Source organism: Halorhabdus amylolytica (assembly GCF_004944975.1).
Lineage (GTDB): Archaea > Halobacteriota > Halobacteria > Halobacteriales > Haloarculaceae > Halorhabdus > Halorhabdus amylolytica.
This window is the reverse complement of sequence record NZ_SPQG01000001.1, coordinates 1-18,278: the sequence shown is the minus strand read 5'-3', so window position 1 is coordinate 18,278 and position 18,278 is coordinate 1. Positions and strand designations below refer to the sequence as shown.

General features: G+C 63.5%; 17 protein-coding genes. 13 read left to right on the top strand and 4 right to left on the bottom strand.

The genetic code is table 11. The features are described from left to right. Nucleotides 1-10 precede the first annotated feature (10 nt). Nucleotides 11-841, top strand: a complete 831-nt coding sequence (truA, locus tag E3374_RS00080; RefSeq protein ID WP_136686537.1) for a tRNA pseudouridine(38-40) synthase TruA — start codon at nt 11-13, stop codon at nt 839-841. A gap of 9 nt (nt 842-850) precedes the next feature. Here the strand turns inward: truA and dpsA are convergent, their stop codons facing one another. Continuing rightward, complete coding sequence (gene dpsA, locus E3374_RS00075; protein WP_136686536.1) at nt 851-1,399, bottom strand: DNA starvation/stationary phase protection protein DpsA; 549 nt, start codon at nt 1,397-1,399, stop codon at nt 851-853. 297 nt (nt 1,400-1,696) lie between these two features. Between dpsA and nadA the strand changes: the two genes are divergently transcribed. The 3 genes from nadA to nadC are packed head-to-tail and all read left to right on the top strand — an operon-like array spanning nt 1,697 to nt 5,168. Further along, nucleotides 1,697-2,815: a quinolinate synthase NadA gene (gene nadA, locus E3374_RS00070; RefSeq protein ID WP_211194882.1), complete on the top strand. Its 1,119-nt coding sequence runs from the start codon at nt 1,697-1,699 to the stop codon at nt 2,813-2,815. A gap of 2 nt (nt 2,816-2,817) precedes the next feature. Beyond that, complete coding sequence (locus E3374_RS00065; protein ID WP_136686534.1) at nt 2,818-4,332, top strand: L-aspartate oxidase; 1,515 nt, start codon at nt 2,818-2,820, stop codon at nt 4,330-4,332. Nucleotides 4,333-4,337: 5 nt separating this feature from the next. After that, nucleotides 4,338-5,168: a carboxylating nicotinate-nucleotide diphosphorylase gene (gene nadC / locus E3374_RS00060; protein WP_136686533.1), complete on the top strand. Its 831-nt coding sequence runs from the start codon at nt 4,338-4,340 to the stop codon at nt 5,166-5,168. Here nadC and E3374_RS00055 read toward each other — a convergent pair. Beyond that, nucleotides 5,165-5,368, bottom strand: a complete 204-nt coding sequence (locus E3374_RS00055) for a hypothetical protein (RefSeq protein ID WP_136686532.1) — start codon at nt 5,366-5,368, stop codon at nt 5,165-5,167. The genes nadC and E3374_RS00055 overlap by 4 nt on opposite strands. A gap of 240 nt (nt 5,369-5,608) precedes the next feature. Between E3374_RS00055 and E3374_RS00050 the strand changes: the two genes are divergently transcribed. From E3374_RS00050 to E3374_RS00040, 3 genes are all read left to right on the top strand, one after another. Then, nucleotides 5,609-6,532: a sulfite exporter TauE/SafE family protein gene (locus E3374_RS00050; protein ID WP_136686531.1), complete on the top strand. Its 924-nt coding sequence runs from the start codon at nt 5,609-5,611 to the stop codon at nt 6,530-6,532. A 424-nt stretch (nt 6,533-6,956) separates the two neighbouring features. Beyond that, nucleotides 6,957-7,271, top strand: a complete 315-nt coding sequence (locus E3374_RS00045; protein ID WP_136686530.1) for a YbjQ family protein — start codon at nt 6,957-6,959, stop codon at nt 7,269-7,271. A 30-nt stretch (nt 7,272-7,301) separates the two neighbouring features. Next, complete coding sequence (locus tag E3374_RS00040; RefSeq protein WP_136686529.1) at nt 7,302-7,766, top strand: hypothetical protein; 465 nt, start codon at nt 7,302-7,304, stop codon at nt 7,764-7,766. A gap of 36 nt (nt 7,767-7,802) precedes the next feature. On the opposite strand, the gene E3374_RS00035 is transcribed toward E3374_RS00040, so the two are convergent. Both E3374_RS00035 and gpmI read right to left on the bottom strand, forming a co-directional pair. After that, complete coding sequence (locus E3374_RS00035) at nt 7,803-8,636, bottom strand: M48 family metallopeptidase (protein WP_136686528.1); 834 nt, start codon at nt 8,634-8,636, stop codon at nt 7,803-7,805. Between the two features lie 365 nt (nt 8,637-9,001). Continuing rightward, nucleotides 9,002-10,519 (bottom strand): 2,3-bisphosphoglycerate-independent phosphoglycerate mutase, encoded by a 1,518-nt coding sequence (gpmI, locus tag E3374_RS00030; protein ID WP_136686527.1) that lies wholly within the window; start codon nt 10,517-10,519, stop codon nt 9,002-9,004. Nucleotides 10,520-10,689: 170 nt separating this feature from the next. On the opposite strand from gpmI, the gene E3374_RS00025 reads away from it, so the two are divergent. The 6 genes from E3374_RS00025 to pstA all read left to right on the top strand — a co-directional run bounded on the left by E3374_RS00025 (nt 10,690) and on the right by pstA (nt 18,139). Further along, complete coding sequence (locus tag E3374_RS00025) at nt 10,690-11,937, top strand: DNA double-strand break repair nuclease NurA (RefSeq protein WP_136686526.1); 1,248 nt, start codon at nt 10,690-10,692, stop codon at nt 11,935-11,937. A gap of 279 nt (nt 11,938-12,216) precedes the next feature. Then, on the top strand, nt 12,217-12,384 hold the full coding sequence (locus E3374_RS16955) for a hypothetical protein (protein ID WP_169051738.1): 168 nt from the start codon (nt 12,217-12,219) through the stop codon (nt 12,382-12,384). A gap of 123 nt (nt 12,385-12,507) precedes the next feature. Further along, a complete protein-coding gene (locus tag E3374_RS16950) occupies nt 12,508-12,675 on the top strand; it encodes a hypothetical protein (protein ID WP_169051737.1) in 168 nt (55 codons plus the stop codon). Between the two features lie 272 nt (nt 12,676-12,947). Then, on the top strand, nt 12,948-14,111 hold the full coding sequence (locus E3374_RS00020) for a substrate-binding domain-containing protein (RefSeq protein ID WP_136686525.1): 1,164 nt from the start codon (nt 12,948-12,950) through the stop codon (nt 14,109-14,111). Between the two features lie 48 nt (nt 14,112-14,159). Next, entirely contained in the window at nt 14,160-15,476 is a 1,317-nt protein-coding gene (pstC, locus tag E3374_RS00015) for a phosphate ABC transporter permease subunit PstC (RefSeq protein ID WP_248299348.1), read from the top strand. After that, nucleotides 15,473-18,139, top strand: coding sequence for a phosphate ABC transporter permease PstA (gene pstA, locus E3374_RS00010; RefSeq protein ID WP_136686524.1), 2,667 nt, complete (start codon nt 15,473-15,475; stop codon nt 18,137-18,139). The genes pstC and pstA overlap by 4 nt, the downstream gene beginning before the upstream one ends. The last annotated feature ends 139 nt before the right edge of the window (nt 18,140-18,278 follow it).

The window sequence follows — 18,278 nt, the reverse complement described above, 5'->3', positions numbered from 1 at the left end:
AATTCGATCCGTGACCGACGCTTCGAGACGAGCCTTCCGGATCGCCTACGACGGCCGCCCGTATCACGGCTTCCAGCGCCAGCCCGACGTGAGGACCGTCTCGGACGCGATCCTCGCCGCTCTCCGTGATCTCGATGTCTTCGACGCGTCTGCGGGCGATGTCCTGCCAGGTTACGCCGCTGCCGGACGGACTGATGCCGGCGTTTCCGCACTCGCCCAGACCGTCGCCTTCGAATGTCCCGACTGGCTGACGCCCGCCGCGCTCAACAGCGAACTCCCGGTCGACGTCCGGGCCTGGGCGAGTGCGGACGTCGACCGGGAGTTCCACGCAACGCACGACGCGACTGCACGCGAGTACACTTACCACCTCCACGCCCCTGACGCCCTGCTGTCGCGAGCACGCGACGCCATCGAGGCGCTCTCGGGAGAACACGATTTCCAGAACTTTACGCCCGATGACTCCGGGACAGTTCGCGATCTCGTCGGTGAGGTTCGGCGGGACGAGGACTTCCTGGTCGTCACGCTCCGTTCGGATGGCTTTCCGCGCCAGTTCGTCCGCCGGGCCGTCACAGTGATCCACGCGGTTGCGAGCGGCGGGACGGGACTCGATCGCGTCGAGACACTTCTCGGCGACGAAGCGCTTGAAGGCCCACAGGGAATCGCCCCCGCACCCCCGGAACCGCTGGTCCTGACTCGCGTCGAGTATCCCGGACTTTCCTTCGATGGCGACGAGTCAGCACTCCCGAGTACGCGAGAAATCTTCGAAACGAAAGCGATCGATCACCGGGCGAACGCCCGCGTGGCGTCGACGATCGCCGACGGGATCGAGCCGGGGGTGTGACGAATCCGCTTACTCCATCGCGTCGGCGGTGACCAGCGTGTCGTCTTCGAGGTAGTGCTCGATGTGGTGGGCGTCCTCCTCGACTTCGACGATGTTCTGGCGGATGATCTCAGCCGTGGTCGGATCGCCCAGGCTGTCGAACAGCTCGACGTGCTCACGGAGTGTCTCGATAATATCGCCGTACATCTCCAGGTCGTTCTCGAGAGACGTCCGAATGTCGTAGACGTCCTCGTCCTCGGGTTCGACGGGAGCCTCGGCCTCTAACGTCGCCCCACTGGCGTGGGGAACGCCACCCAGCGCCTGGGCGCGCTCGGCGAGTTCGTCGGCGAAGTCCTCGGCGTTTTCGGCGGCATCGCCCAGGAACAGGTGCAGATCGCGGAACTCCGCACCCTCGACGTTCCAGTGGTGTTTCTTTAGCTGGTGGTAGAGGACGTACGTCGCCGCCAGATCGGTGTTCAGTGCGTCGACGATCTCCTCGGCGCGTTCAGCGTCCATTCGCAGTCCTTCGGATCCTTCGACTTCGCCTTCGGTCTTGAGTACACGTTCGTGGGAACTCATGCAAGCCGAATTACTCCCGCCACCCACTTAAAGGCTTCCGAACGGGAAAATATATTTCCCCATTGTGGAAGAAAATATCTTCTTATCTCAGTTTATACTTCTCTATATTCCCAATTAGTGTTACCCTGTATGGGTGAATCCCGGTGGCGGTGCGCAAAATGAGATGTGTTCGATCGAGCCCGGTAATGCGGCAATTCCTGTATAATACTTCCACCATATCGAGTTATTGAATACTAATCTTTTTCAATTTGGAGGACTGAACGCACAGAACACACACGGTGACACATTGTGCCCGACATGCAAACGGCGGATCTGGACACGGAGCTCAGCCTATTCAAATACGACAATCTCTCGCAGTTGCCCCCGGCTTACCGGGATCTCGACGCCGAGAAGCGGGAACAACGGATCGAAACGGCCCTCGATGAACTCGGCGAGGACGTCGTCATCCTGGGTCACAACTACCAGCGCCGGGAGATCGTCGAACACGCCGATTTCATCGGCGACTCCTACCAGTTGAGCAAGGAAGCGGCCGAGTCTGACGCCGAGTACGTGATCTTCGGTGGGGTGACGTTCATGGCCGAGTCCGCGGATATCATCACCGACGACGACCAGCAGATCATCCTCCCGAGCATGGAGGCGTCCTGCCCGATGGCCGGGATGGCTGAGGCGCTACAGGTCGACGCCGCCTGGGAGCAACTCACGGCCGCGACCGACGACGACGTGATCCCGATCTGTTACATGAACTCCTACGCCGACCTGAAGGCGTTCTGTGCCGAACACGGCGGGCTGGTCTGTACCTCCTCGAACGCCGCCGACGCCTTCGAGTGGGCCTTCGAGCGCGGCGAGAAAGTGCTGTTCCTCCCCGACAAGCACCTCGGGACCAACACTGCCCACGACCTGGGTCTCGAAGACGACACGCTCGTCTGGGACCCTTGGGCTGACGACACGGACCCTACCGAGATCCGGAACAACGACGTCATCCTCTGGGAAGGGTACTGTCAGGTCCACGAGCGATTCCGCGCCGAGCATATCACGGACCTCCGGGACGAGCACCCTGACGCGAACGTAATCGTCCACCCTGAGTGTCGGCGTGAGGTGGTCAAAGCCGCGGATCGAGTCGGATCGACTGCCGACATTACGCGCGCAGTCGAGGAAGCAGATCCCGGTGAGACGTGGGTCATCGGGACCGAGATCCACCTCGCGAACCACCTCGATCGCTGGCACCCCGAAGTGGAGGTCGTTCCCCTCTGTGGTGACGCGTGCATGGACTGTAACGCGATGCGCCAGATCGACCCAAACTACCTGCTGTGGGTGCTCGAAGAGCTGGTTGAAGGCCGCGAACAGAACGTTATCGACGTGGATCCGATGACATCGGATCGGGCGGAAACTGCACTCGACCGGATGCTCGAACTCTAATCATGGCGGGACAGGAATCAACCGAGGTGCTGATCGTCGGCGGCGGCATTGCGGGTTGTGCCGCTGCACTCGCGTCCGCCCGAACGGACGCAGAGGTGACGCTGGCGACGAAAGCCCGTCGACCCGAGGACGCATCGACGTGGTGGGCACAGGGCGGCATCGCCATTTCACGGGACGATCCGGAACAGTTCAAACAAGACATTATCGACGCTTCTGCTGGGACTGCCGACCCGGAGGCTGTAGACGTCCTCGTCGAAAAGGCGAACGACGCCGTCCGGGACGTGCTCGTCGAGACACTGGAGGTACCGTTCGACACAGGGGACGGGAACGACGACTTCGACTTCGACTTCGGCCGCGAGGCCGCCCACGACGAGGAGCGGATCCTCCACGTCGACGCCTCGACTGGGTCGTACGTCCTCGAACGCTTCCTGGCCTTCGTCGACGATCACCCCGACATTCACGTCCTCGACGACACTGCTGCACTGGACCTCATCACTCACGAGGGCGAAGTTCGCGGTGCGTATCTCGAATCCGGCGGTGACGTCCGACCGATCTTCGCCGGCGCGACGGTGCTGGCGACCGGCGGCGTCGGCGATCTCTATCCCGAGTCGACGAACCCGAGCGGGTCGACCGGCGACGGGATCGCGATGGCGGCACTCGCCGGCGCTGACGTTGCGGACATGGAGTTCGTCCAGTTCCATCCGACGGTGTACGTCGACGAAGGCGGGACGCTGTTGATCAGCGAGGCTGTCCGCGGCGAGGGAGCGATCCTCCAGAACGCCTACGGCGAGCGGTTCATGCCCGCCTACGACGAGGACGCGGAACTCGCCCCCCGAGACGTGGTCGCACGGGCGGTCAAACGGGAGCGCGATCTGAGCGGAGAGGTATTCCTCGACGTCTCGGAAGTCGACTTCGCCGGCCAGTTCCCCGACCTCGTCGAGCAGTGCGAACAGCGTGGCATCGACTGGGAATCGGGGATCCCCGTCACGCCGGCCCAGCACTTCCTCTGTGGCGGGATCAGCGTCGACGGTCGCGGACGAGCCTCCCTCGATGGGCTCTACGCCGTCGGCGAATGTGCCCATACCGGCGTCCACGGGGCCAACCGCCTGGCCAGCACCAGTCTGCTGGAGGGACTCGTTTGGGGACTGCGGGCCGGCGAGGACGCACCTGGGCGTGAACCCATGCCGATGGACGTCCCCGACCTGAACGACCGCGATCCGGCGTTGCCCGACTCCTTCGCCCGCGAAAAGTTCACTCGACTCCGCCGCGTGATGGGCGAGTACGTGGATATCGACCGCGATCCAGACGAATTGGATCGTGCACTCGGTGTTCTCCGGCGACTCAAAGGCGAGGTCGACGCCTACGTCCGGACGCGCACGTCCCGGTCGCTATACGAACTCCGGAACGCAAGCGTCGTCGCCCTGTTGATCGCTCGGGCCGCGGCAGAGAACGACGAAAGCGTCGGGACGCACAACCTCGTCGAACCCGAGGAAAGCGTCGGTCTCCACGCGGAGTGAGAACCGTGATCCCCGATTCGACGATCGAAGTCTGGCTTTGCGAAGATCTGGGCCACCACGACGTGACGAACCACATCCCGGGCACGACCGAGGGCCAGCTCGTCGCCAAAGAAGAAGGCATCGCGGCCGGAATCGAGGCCGCGACGGCCGTCTTCGAATATCTGGATTGTCCGATCGAGACAGCTGTCGAGGACGGGACGGCGATCGACCCGGGTGAGGTTCTGCTTTCCGTCTCCGGACCGACGCGGGACATTCTCCGCGGGGAGCGACCGGCCGTCAACGTCTCCGCTCATGCATCCGGCATTGCAACGAAGACCCACGAGGCGGTCGACGCCGCGAGGGAGGTGTGCGAAAGTGTCGAGATTGCCAGTACCCGGAAGACGACCCCCGGGTTGCGCGGGGTCGAAAAGCGTGCGGTCGTGGCAGGCGGCGGCGACACCCACCGACTCGACCTCTCGCACATGGCGATGGTCAAGGACAATCACATCGCCGAGATGGGGCTTGAAGGCGCAGTCGAGCACGTCGCCGAGAAGACGTCCTTCGCGACGCAAATCGAGGTCGAGGTCGAGAAACCGGAAGACGCTCCCCGAGCCACGGACGCCGGAGCCGACATCGTCCTGCTGGACAACATGAGTGCGGGCGAGTGTGAGCGAGCGGTCGACCTGCTCGTGGAAAACGACCCCGGCGACGCGCTGACGGAGGCCAGCGGTGGGATCACGGTCGAAACGGTACCCGAGTACGCGGCAACTGGCGTCGACGTCATCTCGCTGGGATCGCTCACCCACTCAGCCGACGCGCTCGATCTTTCGTTTCGGACTGGAACGGCGACGGACTAGCCGTCCAGTAGGCCGAGTTCGTCGGCGATCAGGTCCGCGAGTTGATCGGCCACATCGGGATCGACCTCCGCGATCGCCTCCCCGTCGTGCATCCGCTCGTTGTGTCCTTCGAGTCGGTCCGCAAGGTCCGACAACGGGACTTCGGCGGTCGTCTCACACTCCTCGCAAACGATCGGAACGTTCGGCTCGTCGTCTGTCATTACGTCAAGATTCGACGGCCAGCGACAAAATGTCCCCGAATCCGCTATCACTGAGAGAGAACGAAAAGACGGACAGACGTGCCGGTATCTGTGACGTGGCGGCAACAGGACTTTACCGGAGACGGCTCGTTCCCGGCCCGTACACAGAAGTTTTCGGTGTTTCGAGCCGACCGATATCGATGCGTCCCTTACCGTCGTCTCAACCCCCAACCGGATAGAATCCCTGTCTGAAGGTAGCCGATGGCTACGGGCGATTCGCACGTCGATCCGGCAGCGTTCCTCGAACACCTCCGGTCCTTCCGGTACCGGGAGGTTACCATGCTCCTGGCAACACTGTCGGTGTTCGCCGGATCGATCGTCTTCTTCCCCGGCGTCGAAGGGATAACCAGCGGCCTTCAGTCGGACGTCTCGGCGGGGATCTTGGTGGTGTTCGTCGGTGTCGCGATCCTCGCCGGCGCGATCAAGGGCATGATCGGCTTTGGCTACGCGCTGATCGCGACCCCCATTTTCGCATCGGTGATCGATCCGACGCTGGCGGTGGTCGTCCTGGCGATCCCGCCGTGGATGCTCAACATGTTCCAGGTGGGCGAAACTGACACCGGACTGCAGTTCGTCCGCGAGGAATGGCTCCTGCTCGCGCTGGCGATCGCCGGCGCGGTCGTCGGTGTGGCCGTCCTCGACGCGGTCGAGACCGGCCCGCTGGTGCCGTTCCTGATCGGCGTGATTGTCTTCGGATACGTGCTCTTCCAGCTCGGCCAGGGGTTCGTGACCGTCGAAAAAGCCCACCACCCCGTCGCGATGAGTGTCGCTGGCGCGCTGGAGGGGTTCTTGCTCGCTGTGGCGAACCTCGGGCCGCTGCTGCCCGCCTACTTCCACACCTTCGAACGAGACACGGAACGATACATCGGCGGCCTCTCGATGGTGCTGGGTGCGATCTTCACCGTCCGGATCCTCCAGATGGCGCTGTTCACCGACCTCATGACACCCTACCGACTGTGGCTCGGATCAGTCATCGCCGTCGTGACGCTCGTCGGGTTGTTCGTCGGGACGTACCTCCGGCGACTGGAGATCGACGAACAGCGGTTCAACTGGTTCGTGGTCGCGCTCCTGTTCGTGATCTCGCTGAACATCTTCCGGCAGACGATCCCGGCGTTGTTCCTTTGAAGAGCGTCCGGTGAAATACATGTGAGATATAGTTATTCAGAATGTCTTTGACTATGTCTGTTATCGAGCAGATATCGGATCCATCCTATCGGTGCGATGAAAATTGCAAATATGTGGAACGACATTATGTCTATCACCTCGATATAATCGGCAATAGCAACGACAAAGAGTGACAAGCCCAAAAGTTGGAAGTATAACCCAAGACGCGTTTCCGCAAGGACTGAAACCATATAACAGCCAATATGGATGATGTATTAACCAGTTTTGGAATAGTGTAGAGGCTTTGTTGATTCTAGATTGCAGCGACCGCCACGACCTCATCGAACGTTCCGGCGGCCTGCCCCGGTGCTGTTCCTGTCGATAAGCGCTTCGCGTCGTGAAGTCCAGGTCACAGTTTTAGTAGGCTCCCGCGACATCCGGGGATATGGAGTTCGTCACCACTGAGACAGTACCTGGCGAAGAGATCGACGAATCGCTCGGCATCGCACGCGGCAACACCGTCAAGGCCCGAAATGTCGGGCGGGACATCACCCAGAGCATCCGGAACATCACCGGCGGCGAGTTGAAGGCCTACTCCGAGTTGTTGACCGACGCCCGCGACGAGGCACTGGAGCGCATGGCCGAGGACGCCCGGTCGATGGGAGCCGACGCAGTCGTCAACGTTCGCTTAGAGAGTTCCGAAATCGCCAACGGCGGTTCGGAGGTCATCGCCTACGGCACTGCAGTCACCTTCGAGTAGGGCAGAGACCCACCAGCACGATCCGTAGCGATGGTCGAACGAACGGATCCGGGCAGCGTCGGGGTCGTCGCCGGCCGCGTCGTCGGGGCGCTGACGGTCGTCCTCACAGTCGTCGGCATGCTGACCCAGCAGGAAGGGTTCTATCGGGCGGTGCGACTCCTCCTCGCCGGTCTCGAGAGTGACTTCGACGTGCCGGTGTGGGTCCTCTTCTGGGGCAACATCGCGCTGGTCGCGACCGCCCGGTACGCCTTCTGTTACGTACTCGGATCCCTGCTCGGGGTCGCCTACGACTGGCTCGATCGCCCGGGGATCGCGTTTCTCGCCGTCGTCGTGGTTCTGATCGGGGTGGTTGACGCCATCTACGGCGGCTTGGGCGCGCGGAGCGTTCTCGTCGGAGTCGGCTATCTCCTCGCCTGGGTCGCATACGTGCCAGTGTTCGCGTGGCTGCTGGAAGACGGCGAACCAATGGATAGCGGCCCGGTACGACTGGAGTGAGCGTCACGAAGACGAGACAGCCGACGACCGCGAAAATCAGGCACGGAGCCGCCGGATGCGTTCCTCGGTCGGCGGGTGCGTCGAGAATATCTTCGACAGCAGGCTGCGTTCTTCCCCTTTGATACAGAGGGCGCTGGCCTGTTCGTCGATCTTGCTTCGGCCGTGATCGGCGGAGTTGATCTTCTCGAGTGCCCGCGCAAGAGGTTCGCCGCCCGTGATTTCGGAGGCGTCACTGTCGGCGACGTACTCTCGGTACCGCGAGATGGCCATGACGAAGATCATCACGATGAACTGGACGACGTTGCCGACGACCATCGCCATGATGAAATCGCCGAAGTCGTTGTCGCCGGCGAACAGCACGGCGAACTGGGCGACGATGGCGACGATCGAAGCGATCCCCTGGCCGATGACCATCATCACCACGTCGCGATTGCGGATGTGGGCGAGTTCGTGGGCGAGGACACCCTCCAGTTCCTCGTGGTCGAGCATGTGGATGAGTTCCGCGGAGACGACCACGACACCGGCCTTCTTCCGACCGACTGCAAAGGCATTGGGCACGCCCATCTCGGCGACCATCACGCGGGGTTTCTCGATGTCCATCTCTCGGCTCATCCGCTCGATCGACCGGTGGATGTCCCTGAATCGCGGATCGTCCTCGGGCATGTCCTCGGCGCCGACGCTACGCAAGGCCGCCCACTTACCGATCTTGTACTGGACGCCGACGAAGAGGACGCTGCCCAGCAGGATCAACGCAAGCACCGTCGTCCCACCGCCGAAAGCGGCGTAGGCAAACAGCGCCACGACCGCGTAGAATCCAAACAGGATAGACCCGACGATGGCCATCCTGAGCTTCAGGCCTGGATGTCTCATGGTAACCGTGCATCGAAGCTGAACGCCTATAAACTTCCTGGCATCGACAGACGGAGTCCGGAAATCGACCGCAATCGGGTACATTCACGACGGTTTTGGGGACCGATCCCGGACAGTCACGACGATGCTCGACCCGATCCGCGTCTGTCCGGACCGCCCTCTCTTCGTGTCCGAGACCGGACTGGACTGTGGACGAGACGGCCACAATCTCCTCCCCGAGTCGAATCGTCGCCGGCTAGCTTGATTCAGCGAGAGAATCCTGCCCTTCAGGGCGGGTGTCAATCGCGCAAGCCCGGTGCGACAGTCCACGTAGGTCTGCTCGACTGAATACCTCACGTCACAATAGCGAGAGAAACGAAAGGGACCTATTCCAGCAGCGACTCGCCGGTCATCTCTTCGGGCTGCTCGACGTCGAGCAGTTCCAGCAGCGTCGGCGCGATGTCACACAGCGAGCCACCGGAGCGGACGGTGCGACCGCCGTCGTCCCCATCGCTGGTGAGGTAGACGATCGGGACGTCGTTGAGCGTGTGGGCCGTGTGGGGATCGTCGACCGTACCGAGGTCGTCGGCGTTACCGTGGTCGGCGGTGATGAGAAGGTCAGCGCCGGCCGCCTGCACCGCATCGACCAACCGGCCGAGCTGTTCATCGACGGCTTCGACGGCTTCGACGGCTGCATCGAAGTCCCCGGTGTGGCCGACCATGTCGGGGTTGGCGTAGTTGAGCACCATCAGGTCGGGATCGTCGCTCTCGATGTACTGGATGGCAGTGTCGGTCACTCCTTCGGCACTCATCTCTGGCTGTTCGTCGTAGGTCGGTACGTCCGGACTCTCGACGATCTCACGGAGTTCGCCATCGAACTTGACCTCGCGGCCGCCGTTGAGGAAGTACGTCACGTGGGGATATTTTTCTGATTCTGCGAGACGCAACTGCGTGCCGCCGGCCTCGGAGACGACCTCGCCCAGCGTGTTTTTGGGCTGGTTCGGCGGATAGGCAACGGGAAGATCGAACGTCTCGTCGTACTGGGTCATCGTCACGTAGTGAGTCTCCGGCGGCGAGGTGTCGAAGTCCCAGTCCGGATCGATCGAGTTGAGCATCCGGGTGAGCTGGCGGGCTCGATCCGATCGGAAGTTGAAGAAGATGACGGCGTCGCCCTCTTCGAGGGCCGGGCCACCCTCGATCAGCGTCGGCTCGATGAACTCGTCGGTCGTGTCCCGATCGTAGGACTCTTCGGCGGCCGTCACCGGGTCGGGCGCCGAGAACTCGGCCTCGCGGTGGACGATGGCGTCGTAGGCCTTCTTCGTGCGCTCCCAGTTCTGGTCGCGGTCCATGGCGTGATATCGGCCCGTGACGGTCGCGACCTCGCCGGTACCGTTCTCTTCGATGACTTCCTGAAGCTCTCGGAGGTAGTCGGCGCCACCGGTCGGCGAGGTATCGCGGCCGTCCATGAAGGCGTGGGTGACCGCTTGGACGCCATTGTCGGCGGCCATCTCGATCAGCGCGTGGAGGTGGGTCTGCCGGGAGTGAACTCCGCCATCGCTGACCAGACCCATGAAGTGGACCTGCCCGTCGTTGTCTTTGGCGTACTCCATCGCCCCCAGCAAGTTCTCGTTCTCGAAGAACGAACCGTCCTCGATGTCGTCGGTTATCCGGGTAGTGTCCTGTTTGACGACGCGGCCGGCCCCGATGTTGAGGTGCCCGACCTCGCTGTTGCCCATCTGACCCTCCGGAAGGCCGACGCGCCGGCCTGAAACATCAAGCCGGTCGTGTGTGCCGGTCTCCCAGTATTCGTCGAAGTTTGGCGTGTCCGCAGCCTTCACGGCATCGCGTGCGCCTTCATCGTCGTTGAGCCCCCAGCCGTCGAGGATGATCAATCCTGCGTCCATACCCCGAAGTTCCAGCCCGAGGCTAATACCTTTTGATATTTGCCGGTAAATCCCGCTTCGTTCGCACGCCCGTCCACCGATTCGACAATTATAATTCGATATATAGATCGAGGCCGTTCGATCGGCCTGTCACCCGACCGCTTAATATCAGCGTGTTCGGAAAGGGTGCTATGACGCTCGACCCGGTACACGTCGAGGGGATCGCGCGACTGGCCGGTCGGCTCGGAGGTCGTGTCGAGGATGTCGACCATCGTGACGTCGCCGAGACCGTCTGGGCCGAGTTCCTCGACCCGCTGTATCGCGACGGCGAGGCGGTCCTCGAACCACTCGACGAGCACTACCGGCGGGCGGCCCCCCTCCCCGAGATTGCCCTCGAAGAGCGGCCGTTCGACACCCAGCACGGGCTGGACTCGGGCACAATCAATCCCACGACGTTCAAGAACGGCCTCGTTCTGGATGTCGCCCAGGCGGCGATGGCGGCCGTCCCGTCAGACCTGGATCTCCACCGGAGTCGGACGGTCGTCGTCGGCGCTCATACTAACGACTCGACGCTTTCCCTCGGCGACGACGAGTGGCGCCGGAACGACGAGGGCTACACCCACGAACGACTCTTCGAGGTGCCCCGGGTCGACCGTTACGCCCAGACAGTCGTCCACGCGCTCGCGCTGTACCTCGCCGAGAGCCACCACGCGCTCGAACACGCCGGCGACGTGACCGACCTCTTGATCCTCGACGGCCCGATTTACCCGACCGGGTTGCTCAACTGGACTGACCGTCACCCCGAACTGGCCAACCTCTTCGAGACCGACGAACGTCCTGCCGACGTCGTCGAGAACTACGTCCGCCTTGTCGAACGCTTCGTCGACCGAGACGTCCCGATCGTGGGCTTCGTCAAGAACAGCGTGGCCAACGGAGTGACGCGGACGCTACGCGAGCGGACGGCCGCACCCTGGGCGAACGACGACGCCCTCTTCGAGCACGTCCTCGCCCGTCGTGCGGACGGCGAGATCCGGACCGATGCGATCACCTATACTAACTGGTTTCGCTCACGGGTCGGGACCGACCGGGTACTCTCGACGGCTGGCGACGCCCTCGGGATCTCCCGCTCTCTCGATCCGGCGGCTTACGAGGTGACGTTTTTCTCGCTGTACGACCCCCGGACAGAACTAGTCTACCGCGTCGAGGCACCCTACGCCGTGACGCGCGAACGGGACCGCCGGGAACGGCTGATTCGACAGATCGTCGCTGACGTGGCCGCCGAACGCGGTCCGCCGATGGCAGTCGCCAAAGCTGACGAACTCGCCCGCATCGACGCTACGAGCAAACAGCGGTTGCGCGAGCGGATCGGCCGGGAGTTCGACAGCGACCGTCAGCGGTCCTACGACGATCACCGGTGGGGACCGGACCGGGATCGTTGAGACGAAGTGCCATTCCCGATACGTCCTCTGATACGGATTATTGTAGTGATTTACCGGTATCCGTCGACCCCCGGGTCGGCGTTATCCGGAAATAATCTACAATAATCCGTATGAGTCACCGGCAGGGAAACGACCGATTCGACTGGCGGGAACACAGATGGGAACCCACCGCGAGAAGGGCAAGTGCCCGACAGACCCGTGGGAGGATCGACAGTGCACGGTACGGTGGCGACCGATCGTGGAGAAATATTAATTATCTACCAGTGTCTATAACGAAATATGGCGAAAGAATGGCGATGCACAGAGTGTGGCAAGGTACAGGTACGCACTGTCGTCGGCCACATCCGAGCGGGTCCCCCGGAGGAGTGCGGTGAATGCGGAAACGACGAGTTCGAGGAGACGACGCTTGGAGCGGCGCACACGGTGCTCGATTCGGTCCTCTCCTGACGGAGTGAACTCGGAATCCTCGAACTTGCTCGCTGACTCGTCGACTATCTCCTCAAACCATCAATGAATTAATGGTTGTGTGCTGAAAAAAGACTCATTATCCGGCAAATACTACCATTAAACATGACGAAAGAGTGGGAATGCACCCAGTGTGGCAAGGTACAGACCCGTTCGCTCGTGGGCCACGTCAGGGGTGGGCCGCCCGAGGAGTGTGAAACCTGCGGGAACGACGAGTTCGAGGGGACAACACTCGGAAGTGCACATTCGATGCTCGACTCGGTCCTCTCCTGAGACGGTGTCGAGCAAGGGGAGACGATCGGTTCGAAACTGTGGTCCGTCGGCGCAGGCGGCCCGGGGAGAGCAGTGGAGAAGCCGACGGAGACGTGGCCTTCTTCGGATCGATTGGGAAAACAATGTTCAGGCAGATGATGGACCAGTCCGCTATATAGTCACCAATAGCGATGCTTGCAGCGTATATCGATACATAGCGGTCGAGAGCCAGTCGTACCACCCTGTACCCCTATTATAAACCCCTTTAGTCAAATCTACCCCCCTCTACGTTGATGACGCGAGATTCGACGCGTCCGGACAGTGAATCACGGCGAAAATTCATCCTGTCGATCGGCGCACTCGGGGCAGGTGCGCTGGCGGGGTGCAGCGGTGGTGGGAACACGACGACACAGGCAAACGTCGAGGACGGAAACGATGCGACAGTGACGGCGACGGCCACCGAGACAGCGACGCAGACGACCACCGAGGGGCAGGCGACCACGACGTCCCAGCAACAGGACACCAGCACGCTGGAATCGGGTGGCTCCTCGACGGTCTATCCGGTCGCAGAGGACGCCGCAGCCTACTGGAACGCCAACCGTCCGGCCGACGACACCGAGTACTGGCCCCACGGCGAGTACGGTATCGACACGGACCTGAATCTCGCCGATTACTGGGCGAGTCTGTACGGCTTCGAGCCGGACGACAGTAGCGAACCGCCGTTCCGCTGGACTGTCGGCCTCTCGCACTCGGGGACGGGCGTCCGTAACGTCCGGGACGGGGTTTACGACATCGGTAACTCCTCGGGGAACGTCGAGGACGAACTTCCCGAGCGTGACTCCTACGACCAGTTCGTCGACCACGTCGTCGCGGTCGACGGTCAGCCGCTCGTGGTGTCCGCAGAGATCGCGGAGGCCGGCGTCACGGGGATCACCGGCCAGCAGCTGAAGGACCTCTATAAGGGTCGGATCACCAACTGGAGCGAACTCGGTGGCCCGGACCGCGAGGTCCGCGTGCTCGGACGCGTCCGGGACTCCGGGACCCGGACCGCCTTCGTCAGCAACGTCTTCGACAACCCGACCGAGGACACGCAGGTCGCCAACCGCTACGGGCAGAACCAGCGCCTGGCCCAGGCGGTCGCCCAGGCCGACAACGCCATCAGCTACCTGGCGCTGGCGTTCCTCGGCACCGAGGGCGTCGATCCCATCTCCCTGGAGTGGGATGGAACGACCTACTCCTACCAGGATCCCGAGAACGGGCTGGACTCCCGGAGCTACCCGCTTTCGCGAGACCTCCACATGTACACCTGGGAGGGGACCTCGATGAAGGAGGCCGCGGCCATCAACATGATGCTGCATCCGTTCGGCCAGGAGACGTTCGTCGCGCCGAACAACTACTTCACGCTCGGCGAGCGCCGACTCGAGGAGGAGCGTTCGAAACTCCCCGACCAGGTCTGAACGCGGGTCCTACCGGGCGGCGATCTCGAACACGCTCTTTCCAGTACTATGACTAATGGAATACAGAGACGGATACGCGAGGGACTGATCGAGCGATTCCGGGCGTTGGTTGGGGTTGTAACTGCCCTGGCGAACCGGGCCGGGCAATGGCTTCTGGCGCTCCCGGGACGGATGGCACAGATGGTCTTCACACTTCCGGCCCGGATCGAGAGGACACTGCTGACCCTGCCCGGGCGCGCCTGGCGCTGGCTCGTGGGCGCAAAGCGAGTGTTCGTCGGCTCGGAACCGACGCCAGGGGAGACCCTCGTCGGCCTTTCGAGCGTCGTGACGATCGTCGGCGTCGGCTACACGTTCCTCGGACCCAACGACCTGGTTGCGTACCCACTTGCCGGTTTCATCGTGACAGTGACGGTCGGTTGGTGGACCCACCAGGCCCGGGTCGCAAAGATCATGACCGCCGTCGCGACCGTCGGGACCGTCCTGACAGTCGGATTCATTACCTACTTCCTGTTCCGGAGCGCGTGGCCGGCCTTCCAGGAACACGGGTTGGCGTTGGCAGCCCTGCCCCAGGGCCCGAACGGGAGAGTTCGGTGGTTCTTCGGACTCGACGCCGTGCTACCGGTGACTGGAGGCGAGACGGCCTGGGACCCACGTGGCGGCGTCGTGTCGCTGTTGCCCGCCATCTGGGCGACGGTCATCGTGACGATCATCGCCGGCCTGGTCGCGGCCCCGCTGGGCCTGCTCGGTGCGTTGTTTATCGCCGAAATCGCCAGCGAGAGTGTCCGCGAGATCGTCAAGCCCGCCGTCGAGATTCTGGCCGGCATCCCGTCGATCGTCTACGGCTTCATCGGCTTTCAGGTGCTCAACGGCTTCGTTCAGGGCGCCTTCCTGGATGCCGGGGCGAGTTTCTTCATCGCCGGGACTGTCGTCGGGTTGATGGCGCTGCCCACAGTCGTCTCAGTCTCGGAAGACGCCCTCTCGAGTGTCCCCGCCTCGATGAGCGACGGCGCCATCGCGATGGGGGCCACCGAGTGGCAGACCATGAAAAGTATCTCGATCCCCGCGGCCTTCTCGGGAATCTCGGCAGCGGTCATCCTCGGGCTCGGCCGGGCCATCGGCGAGACGATGGCCGTCGCGGCGATCATGGGCGCCGGCACCGGCTTCGCCCGCCCGCTGTTCGATGTCTTCGACCAGGGTGTCACGTTGACGAGCCGGATCGCCACTTCCTACGGGAGCGCCTCTTCCGGTACCATCGATATCCTGTTCGTCGCCGGCGTGTTGCTGTTCGTGATCGTCGCGACCATCTCCGTGATCGCCCAGTACATCGAACGGCGGATGCAACGCAAACTCACGGGTGAACGATGAGCGATGCGTACGCACACGATCAGAAAGCGACGCTGGTCAGCGGCGATGCCGACTACTACGACCGGGCCCTCGACGTCGCCATCGCGGTTGCGGCCCTCAACTTCCTGTTGGGGCTGGCGACGCTTGTCGGGGCCCTCGGACTCGAAACCACCGGCCCAGCCCTGACCGATCTCATGGCCGGCGTGGCCGTGGCGGGCGTCGGCGGTGTCGGTCTCGTCGCCGCGTTCACGGCGTTGAACGTCGTCGCGATCCCCTCACAACGCGTTCGCGGACTGGGTGTCGGGCTGGTGGCCGGCCTGGCCCTGCTGACAACCCTTTCGACAGTCCCGAGCGTCGACCTGGGGGCGCTGCTGGGGGCCGTCTTGGTGCTCGACGGTCTGGCCGTCGGCCTCGCCGGGATCATCTCGCGGATCGGCGTCGTGGACACGGAACCAAACGCGAGCGCTGGCGCGCTGGCCGGCCTGCTGTTCGGGGGCGTCGGGTTCGTCCTTGGGGTCGCGCTGAACGGGCTGGTCCTCGACGGGGTACCCGTCGTGCTGACCGGCCTGCTCGTCGCGGCGGCACTGGTACTGTTGACCGTCCTGCCGCGCGAGGACCTCGGATCGACGCTGCCGGCGGCGCTGATCGTCTCCCTGCTAGGGATAATCGTCGTCGGCTCCGTGGTCGATGCCGGCTGGACGTGGACGCCGACCGAACCGATGAACGGCGGGCTCACGGGCGGGGTCGTCGTCTCGCTTTTCGTCGTGCTCGGCTCGTTGCTCGCGGGCTGGGCGGCCGCAAAGGCCCGCGCCAGATACGGCGCCCGCGGCCGCCAGTACGGGTCGTTCCTGGTCATCTACCTGAACGCCACCCTGACGGTCATCGTCATGATCTCGATCGTGACGTTCGTGGCTATCCGGGGGCTGCACTACACCTTCCACGGCTTCACCATCGGCGCCCTGTCCGGACTAGTGGTCCTCTCGCCGGTCCTGGTCGCGGCGCTCGCTTACGCGCGCCGGCCGGCAGGGGCGCCCGACTGGAACAGTGGTGTCAGACAGATCGTCCGCGTCCTTCCCCTCGCCACAGTCGGGGCTGTCGCGGCCCTTCTCGTCGCAGTGGTCATCCGGGGCGAACCATTCGTCCACCGGTTCACCTATCGGATCATGGAGAGCCGACAGGAGCAGGCGCTGGAAACGGCTTTCACCGTCACGCCCGAGCTGACGGTCGGCACGCTGATCGTCGCCATCCCCGGATCGGTCCTGTTCGCCTACTTCTACCGCAAGTACGGGAGCCTCACCGGCGTCGGGCGGTCGTTCGATCGACAGTCCGCCGTCCAGCGCGGCCTCGGCCTCGCCGTCGCGGCCGTCCTCACCCTCGCGGTCGTCTTCCTGCTGGGCGGACCGCAGCCGTTCGGGCTCCCGCTCGGGAAGACGATCGGATTCGGGGGCGTCGTCGTGGCGAGCGTCGCCGCCGCTGTCCTGGCTGTCGTCGCAGTCGGTGGATTACTCGCCGGGGACGGAACCCTCGCCGAGCGCGCCCGCCGTAACGCACAGTTCGTCAAAGTCGGGCTATTCGGCGGCCTCGGAGTAGTCCTGGCAGCGACACTTCTCCAGCCGACGACGACCACGACCCCGTCGGTCGGCGGCGTCGACCTGCTCCCGGCGGCGGCGGCCGTCGGCGCGATGGCCGGGCTCGTCGTCGCTGCGGTGGCGACACTGGCCCGCCGGGCGACGGGGACTGACGACGCCGAGCAGCGCCTAATGGGCCGGCTACTGGCCGAGGAGATCCGCCTCGGCCTGGTCGCGGCGACGGGCTTCGTCGTGCTGATTGTGGGCCACGTCGCGACGACGGACTCGCCGTTCTCGGTGGCGGGGCTGACCGTGAGCGACGGCGGGACGCTCTCCTGGCCGATGGTGATGTTCTCGGCGATCCCACTGGGTGCCGAACCCGGCGGCATCCTTCCCGCGGTAGTCGGGACGGTCTGGATCGTCGTCGGGGCCTCCCTGTTCGCCATCCCGTTAGGGGTCGGTGCGGCGGTCTTCTTGACGGAGTACGCCGAACAGGGCCGGTTCACCGCCCTGGTCGAGATCACGACTAACGCCCTCTGGAGTACGCCGAGCGTCGTCTTTGGCCTGTTCGGGGCCGCGTTCCTGATCCCGCGGCTGGGCGACACACCCAGTCTCATGGCCGCGATGATCACCCTCGGGTTCATGCTGTTACCCCTGGTGTTGATCACGTCTCGCGAAGCGATCAAGTCGGTCCCCGACGAGTACCGGAACGCCAGCGCGGCGCTGGGCGTCAACAGGTGGGAGACGATCCGCAGTGTCGTGCTCCCGGCGGCCGTCCCGGGAGTCGTCACGGGGGTTATTCTCGGCGTCGGTCGCATCGCCGGCGAGACCGCGCCGTTGATCCTGGTGTTGGGTGTCGGGGACGCCGGACAGTCGGTCGACGTGCTCGGTGGTTTCCAGTTCATCACTGAACCCCCATTCGTGTACAACGGGGCATTGCTCGAAGCGTCGAAAGCCCTTCCCAAACAGGTGTGGGCGGTCATCGCGGCCGGCGTCAGCGGGTCTCCCTCGAAAGGGTGGGGGACAGCGCTGTTGCTGTTGGCAGTCGTGCTATCGTTCTACCTGGTTGGGATTCTGACGCGACGCTACTTCAGGAGGAAACTCGATTATGAGTAACGCGATCGGCGATACCGAAACTGCAGGCACGGACGGAACGGGCGGACTAACAACGAGCGGCGAAAGCGACGAGGAGATCCGACCTGAGTGGATCAGCTACGACTTCGACGGCGAGACGAAACTCGCCGTGGAGAATCTG